Source organism: Alloprevotella sp. oral taxon 473 str. F0040 (genome assembly GCF_000318095.2).
Lineage (GTDB): Bacteria > Bacteroidota > Bacteroidia > Bacteroidales > Bacteroidaceae > Alloprevotella.
On sequence record NZ_KB290724.1, the window covers coordinates 79,766 to 86,652 of the forward strand.

The following is a 6,887-nucleotide window of genomic DNA, read 5'->3' on the forward strand; positions in this document are numbered from 1 at the left end:
GATTTCGGCAAAAAGATTTGGATATTCCTATCTTTTTGCCGTCATTTGCAGTAACGAATTGCTCGAAAAATAGGAATCTCAATTGTTGATTTCTGAAAAAATCGACCATTTTGATTCACATCTCTCACCCATAAATGACACTCCCCATAATGAGTGAACACGTAGATCCTCAGCTCCAAGTAGCTGCCACTGACCACGTCGCTAACGACACTGCTGAAACTGCCACTACTGCAGCGTCGGCTCCTGCTGTTACAACCGAAGAAGCCACCACTGCAACTCAAAACGCGGATTTGACTACACCCGAAGCGGTGATAGCTCAACTCAAACTTTTGCTGGAACAACCCGAAACCGCCGACCGCACCGCACTCGATGCGTGTCGCAGTGCATACTATCGTCTCCACAACGAGGCGGTGGCAAAAGCACGTGAACAATTTGTGGCCGATGGTGGCGACGAGTCTGAATTCGTGGCTCCTGACCAGCCTTTAGAAGCAGAATACAAGCAGTTGCTCTCCGAGATTAAGGTGCGCCGAGCAGAAATGGCAGAGAAGGCTGAAGCAGAACGCCAAGCTAATTTGGCGCGTAAGCTCGCCATTATCGAGCAAATCAAGGGTTTTGCTGCCGATGCTGAGCAAATCGACAAAAACTACGACACATTTAAAGCTCTCCAATCAGAGTGGAAGGAGATTGGCTCTATCCCAGCCGAACACGTGACCGACACGTGGAAAAACTTCCATCACTATGTTGAGCAATGCTACGACCTCTTGCGCATCAATCATGAGATGCGCGAATATGACTTCAAGAAAAACTTGGAGATTAAGACCCGTATCTGCGAGGCTGCTGAGAAACTCACTGAACTGGAAGATGTGATTAGTGCGTTTCACCAATTGCAGCAGTTGCATATCGAATTCCGCGAAACAGGCCCTGTGGCTAAGGAGTTGCGCGATGAGGTGTGGAATCGCTTCAAGACTGCTTCTACCACTATCAACAAGCGTCACCAAGACTTCTTCCTCGCGCAAAAACAACAGGAAGAGGACAATCTCGCACGCAAGACTGAACTTTGCGAACGCGTAGAAGCCATCGACCTCTCTGCCCTCCACACGATGAACGACTGGGAATCTCAGTCTAAAGAAATCGTCGCTCTCCAAGCCGAGTGGAAGACCGTGGGCTTTGCACCCCGCAAAGCCAATCAACAGATTTTCGACCGTTTCCGTGCAGCTTGCGACCTTTTCTTCACCGCTAAGTCTAAGTTCTACAAGGAAGTGCGCGAGACACTCGCTGCAAATTTGGCCAAGAAGACTGCCCTCTGCGAGAAGGCTGAACAGCTGAGCGAGAGCCCCGATTGGGCTGCTACGACCAAGGCACTTGTTGAGCTACAAGCCGAGTGGAAGACTATTGGTGCGGTGGCGCACAAAGCCAGCGATGCCATTTGGAAACGCTTCAACACGGCCTGCAATGCATTCTTTGATCGCAAGAAAGAAGCTAATGCAGGCAATAACGAGGAAGAAATGGCCAACTTAGCCAAGAAGCAAGACATCATTGCTCGCTTGGAACAACTCATTGCTGAAGGTAGCGATAAACTCCATGATGCTGTCAAAGCTCTTCAAGCCGAATGGAACGAAGTAGGTCACGTGCCTTTTAAGAAGAAGGAAAAGATCTATCGCGCCTATCGCAAGGCTTGCGATGCGCTCTACAATACGATTCACGAAGAAGCTGGACGTCGTCGTATCGACAATCTTGCACGTCGTGTAGCAGCACAAGGTGGCAATGAACGTCAACGCCTCCAACGGGCTTATGATGAGAAGAAAGCTGAGATTGCCACCTATGAGACTAACTTGTCGTTCCTCACGGCCAAATCAAAGTCTGGTTCTTCTTTCGTGGCCGATGTGGAACGTCGCATCGAGATACTCAAAAAAGATCTCGCTCTCTTGGCCGAAAAGATAGCTCAACTGGCAGAGTAGCTAATTATAGAATCAAACATCTACGCCAAAGGTTTATAGTATTTAATATACTTAAGCAAAACTCCCAACTAAGAAGATGTACTCATTAAAGACCAGTGTGTACTTCTTCTTAGTTGGTTCATTTATTAAACACCTAATCTTATACAAACAACGATGAAACAGAAAACGTATCTCAGTCCACAAATCCAATCTATCACCATGTTATCAGAAGGTATGATAGCTGTGAGTGGCCAAAATACCAATAGTCAGCTCCCACTTAACGATACAAAGGTGACCGAAGAGCATCTATCTACTATAGGTTCTCGTGGAATGGACGAGTCAAACAATTCTATTTGGGGAGAATAAGTTCTGTTCATCATCTTTGCCCTGCTCTGCAAGAGTAGATATTTAACCCACTTGTTGCTCCATGCCGCCAGTATACTCTAAACCACTGTCGGCATGGAGCTTTTAGTTTGTTATACCAGTGGTGTTTCTAGACTAAGCCCAATCTTATCCCATTACACGATAGTTTATGCCCATACTTCCCATCACCTCGCTCCATCATCCAGGAGTGGAAATGTTCACTTCCCTCACCGAAGCTCAACTGCGCAATCGTCTAGATCCTTCACAAGGGATTTTCATTGCCGAGAGCCCCAAAGTCATTCACGTGGCACTCGATGCAGGCTATACTCCTTTGGCACTGCTCTGCGAAGAACGCCACATCACGGGCGATGCAGCCAGCATTATAGACCGATGTGGCGACATTCCAGTCTACACTGGCAAACGGGAACTGCTGGCTTCCCTCACGGGCTATACGCTCACACGAGGAGTGCTTTGCGCCATGCGCCGCCCTACTCCCCCCTCACTCGAGACGGTACTTCACGATGCGCAACGAATCGTGGTGATAGACGGAGTGGTAGACACCACCAACATCGGAGCTATTTTCCGCTCTGCTGCCGCCTTGGGCATAGATGCTGTGCTGCTCACCCCCAGCTCGTGCGACCCACTCAATCGCCGTTCCATTCGTGTGTCCATGGGAAGCACCTTCCTCGTGCCTTGGACTTGGGTGGCTCCTCCACTCACTTGTCTTCACGACTATGGTTTCACCACTGCTGCGATGGCTCTCTCAGACGACTCTATCCCACTAGGCGACCCTCGTTTGCATGAATATGAACGACTCGCCCTCATCATGGGCACAGAGGGTGACGGACTCTCTGCACAAACAATAGTAGACTCCGATCTTGTGGTGCGCATCCCCATGTCGCACCAAGTGGACTCTCTCAACGTGGCGGCCGCTGCGGCTGTCGCCTTTTGGGAACTCCGCAAACGAGAATGATGTAGGAAGTATCCTCCGATGCACCAACTGGACTATTTATAGATACTCTAAGTCATAAAAAAGAGTAGCCTCACCACGAAAGAATGCTTGACGACCTCTTTGCGGCAAGAGAGCACCACGTGATTTAACCAACAAAACAGAATAAAGAAACGTGTGAAACACAAGCACCATTGAAAATAGCCAACCTGATAAGACATGAGAAGCTATGTCTATGGCCGCAACATAAGGTGGTTCTAAGAACTTATGCCAACGGACGATTCGACAAGTAATGTTGAATAGTGGAGGAAGCCTCAGGGAATGCTCCCCCTCACCCAGGGTGAGTAGCAAAAAAAAAAGCGATATCAGCACGATACAAAATATGCTTTTCACTTGGAAGATTCCCTTGAATCTTGTACTTTTGTCGTGAATACACACTATCTTCTACCCTACCACAAAATAGAAGAACCATGAAAACATTAGATCCACAACCTCAAGAGGTTAAGGACAACCTTGAGGAACTCCTTAAAGACCTGGACGAGAAGGTGCCTCCCAAACAACTCGACCGCAACCTGCTCATCGCGACTTGGAATATCCGCGGCTTTGGTGACCTCACCCGCAGCTGGATGAGTCAAGAGGGCGATAGTCCTCGCCGCGACCTCCACTCCGTGCATTGTATCGCAGAGATTATCAGACGATTTGACGTCATCGCTATCCAAGAAGTCAAATCCAACATCAGAGCCTTGAGAGACACACTCAAAATACTCGGCAACGAATGGTCTATGATTTTGACCGATGTGAACCAAGGCTCTGTCGGCAATGGCGAACGCATGGCGTATCTCTTCGATACACGCCGAGTAAACCTCTCAGGCTTAGCAGGCGAACTGGTGGTGCCAGACGAATGGCGCAGCGGTGTGTCTAAAAATGTGATGCAGGAACAGTTTGTTCGTTCGCCTTATGCCGTGAGCTTCCGTTCTAAGCACCAAACCTTCATCCTCGTTACCCTTCATGTACTCTACGGCACGAAGGCTAGTGATCGCGTGAAAGAACTCAAAGGGATAGCCCAATGGCTGTCGTCGTGGGCGAAAGACGTCAATGCCTATCATCAGAATCTCATCCTCCTTGGCGACTTCAACATTGAGGCTCGCGGAGACCTGCTCGAGCAGACCTTCCTTTCTGAAGGGCTATACGTGCCTGAGGGTTTACGGAGCAAGGAGGTGAGTCGTTCCATCTTCAATGACACAAAGTTCTACGATCAAATCGCTTGGTTCAATGGCAGCAATGGACAGCCGAAACTCTCCTTAGAGTTTGTGCGCGGTGGCAGCTACGACTTTGTCGCCACTGCACTCAAAAACAGAGGACTGAGCAAGCAGAAACTCTCTTTCATGATTTCCGACCACTACCCTTTGTGGGCAGAGTTTAAGCTCTAACGACTATCGCCCAACAAGCAGACGGGAAGTGGAAGCAAGAGCCTATCCATGTCGCACAAGCCTGTGGAATGCTCGACTGTAGCCCTTGCCTTTGCGCTAACCATAGTTTCCATATCTCTCCTCCGATAAGTTCACGGTGAGCTTAGCAACAGAAGCTGAAGAGAATTCCCCCCCCAAAAAAAATAAACTAGTACCACTTCAATAAATAATACAATGAAAAATCTTTTACTCTTCCTTTCCTTGAGTTGGGCTGTACTTTCTGCTTGTGCCCAAGCCGAAGTTCTGCTTCCTCAGGCTCAGCAGACCTCCATCTATGAAGAGCAACTCGACTATCCATCGGGAATAGGGGATCGTTGCTATCTTATCTTTTGGAAAGATTCGCTAGGTGTGCATGGATGTTTAAATGCTACAACAGATGAGTTTTTTCTAGTTAGAGAGGGATACCTTCCTGGTTATGAGATTCGTCCTTTGCAAAACATCATTGTAAAACAGGATTCCTTGTCTTTTACAGTCGAAGCAGGGGTAGAATTTGACTACCCAGTTCCATTATATTGCAAGGAGGAGGCTACAGCGCAGCGCATGGGCATCCCCCGTTGGATACAAAAAGGTGCCAAACCTGATGTGACCACCCGTATATACAAAGGGAAAATCGAAGCCAACCGTTTGGTAATAGATGAGGGGGAACCTTATAGCATTCCTAGGAAACGTGTTTTCATTCGCTGTAATTGAGTTCAACCTTTCACTACTATTCAACACTACGTCATGGAAGCTCTAGACTCTCATGATGTAGTGCTTGTTTATGATACTATTAAGCCAAACACAAGAAAGCATATTGCATGCTCTCTATTTGTCACACTCCTCAGATGCCCTTGGACAGGCTATTCTTATCTCATACATCAGATGGAAAGAGGCAATGATTATCTTCCACAAGAGTAGAATCCAATAAATAGTAGACTTGAATAAACTCGCAATTTTAGCCCCTCTCCATGTGAGTGCTACAAAAGAATATGATATCTTTGCAATTGACGGGGAATTATACACTATATGATTCCCAAAAGAGCCTCTATTCTCCATTTATTCAATAGACTAAGAAAGCTCTTAATGACAGGGAAAAACAAACATTCTTAAAAAGAAGAAGATATATGGTATATGTACTTTTGCTACGTGGAATCAACGTAGGCGGAAAAAACAGGGTATCTATGAGTGATTTGAAGAAAGCACTTTCAGAGGAGGGCATTGAAGATGTTGATTCTTACATCAATAGTGGTAACTTGTTTTTCTGCAGTGCGGAAAGTATTGAGCATTGTCTCTCAAAGATAGCACGTATGCTAGAAAGGAACTATGACTTTTCTATTCCTTTTGCTTTGATAAGCAAAGAAGACTATTTAGCAGAAAAAGCAAAGCTGCCTGATTGGTGGCAAGGAGAATTGGCAAGGAGAGACGTCCTGTTCATCCCCAATCACATTGACCAATCGGCAATTATAGATTTCATCAACACCTCTGAGTTCTACAATGAAATCGTTCATATCGGTAGCCATGCGATATTTTGGGGCAAATATGATGAAGCGGAATATCTGAAATCTACTTATCACAAAAAACTTATGAAACAGGATTTTTATCAGCACATCACCATTCGCAATGGGAAAACCTACGAAAAAATAGCGGAAATCCTGGAGAAAAAAGCAGAGAAGCACTAGACAGCTGCCGCAGAATAGGAAATAAAACGATGAATTGAAGGGTGCATATTAGGACATCCAAGAAATAACACAAAAGAGTATTTAGTCTTCTCTTATAAATCACAAAACTCTATTAGTTGACCAATCTTTCTATCCAGTTCTTTTAGGTCTATGAATTGAGAACTACGATAAACTTCCTTGCCATCTAATATGAGTAATACGGTTGGACCTGAATATACAAGGAAACGACTAGCAATCAAAGGCTCCTCTGTTATGTCAGTATAGAAAGACACAAGTTGAGGGTAGTTCTCCGTTAACGATGCAACTTTGCTAAACATAACATTGCAAACTCCACAATCGGGAGCCTTAACATAGAATAGGCAGAGACGGTTTCTATTGATAACGAGCTCTATATCATTGATATTCGTTTGATGATTCATATATTTTCGACCTTTACATGATTGTCTACATTTGTTTTCACTTCATGGCCATGGTTTAGCTAATCACCTACTGTTCATTAGCCAATTCAAAC

General features: G+C 45.9%; 7 protein-coding genes. 6 read left to right on the top strand and 1 reads right to left on the bottom strand.

Translation table 11 applies throughout. From position 1 onward, the window contains the following. The first annotated feature begins 134 nt into the window (after positions 1-134). From HMPREF9999_RS09695 to HMPREF9999_RS09725, 6 genes are all read left to right on the top strand, one after another. Entirely contained in the window at positions 135-1,958 is a 1,824-nt protein-coding gene (locus tag HMPREF9999_RS09695) for a DUF349 domain-containing protein (protein WP_009437945.1), read from the top strand. 153 nt (positions 1,959-2,111) lie between these two features. After that, positions 2,112-2,303, top strand: coding sequence for a hypothetical protein (locus HMPREF9999_RS09700; RefSeq protein WP_009437946.1), 192 nt, complete (start codon positions 2,112-2,114; stop codon positions 2,301-2,303). Between the two features lie 166 nt (positions 2,304-2,469). Continuing rightward, positions 2,470-3,273, top strand: coding sequence for a TrmH family RNA methyltransferase (locus HMPREF9999_RS09705; protein WP_009437947.1), 804 nt, complete (start codon positions 2,470-2,472; stop codon positions 3,271-3,273). Positions 3,274-3,719: 446 nt separating this feature from the next. Continuing rightward, the gene (locus HMPREF9999_RS09710; protein ID WP_009437950.1) at positions 3,720-4,679 is read left to right on the top strand and encodes an endonuclease/exonuclease/phosphatase family protein; all 960 of its coding nucleotides are present in this window, start codon (positions 3,720-3,722) and stop codon (positions 4,677-4,679) included. Positions 4,680-4,892: 213 nt separating this feature from the next. Then, positions 4,893-5,408, top strand: a complete 516-nt coding sequence (locus HMPREF9999_RS09715; RefSeq protein WP_009437951.1) for a hypothetical protein — start codon at positions 4,893-4,895, stop codon at positions 5,406-5,408. A 413-nt stretch (positions 5,409-5,821) separates the two neighbouring features. Continuing rightward, the gene (locus HMPREF9999_RS09725) at positions 5,822-6,376 is read left to right on the top strand and encodes a DUF1697 domain-containing protein (RefSeq protein ID WP_009437953.1); all 555 of its coding nucleotides are present in this window, start codon (positions 5,822-5,824) and stop codon (positions 6,374-6,376) included. Between the two features lie 92 nt (positions 6,377-6,468). On the opposite strand, the gene HMPREF9999_RS09730 is transcribed toward HMPREF9999_RS09725, so the two are convergent. Beyond that, entirely contained in the window at positions 6,469-6,795 is a 327-nt protein-coding gene (locus HMPREF9999_RS09730) for a thioredoxin family protein (protein WP_009437954.1), read from the bottom strand. Positions 6,796-6,887: the final 92 nt, after the last annotated feature.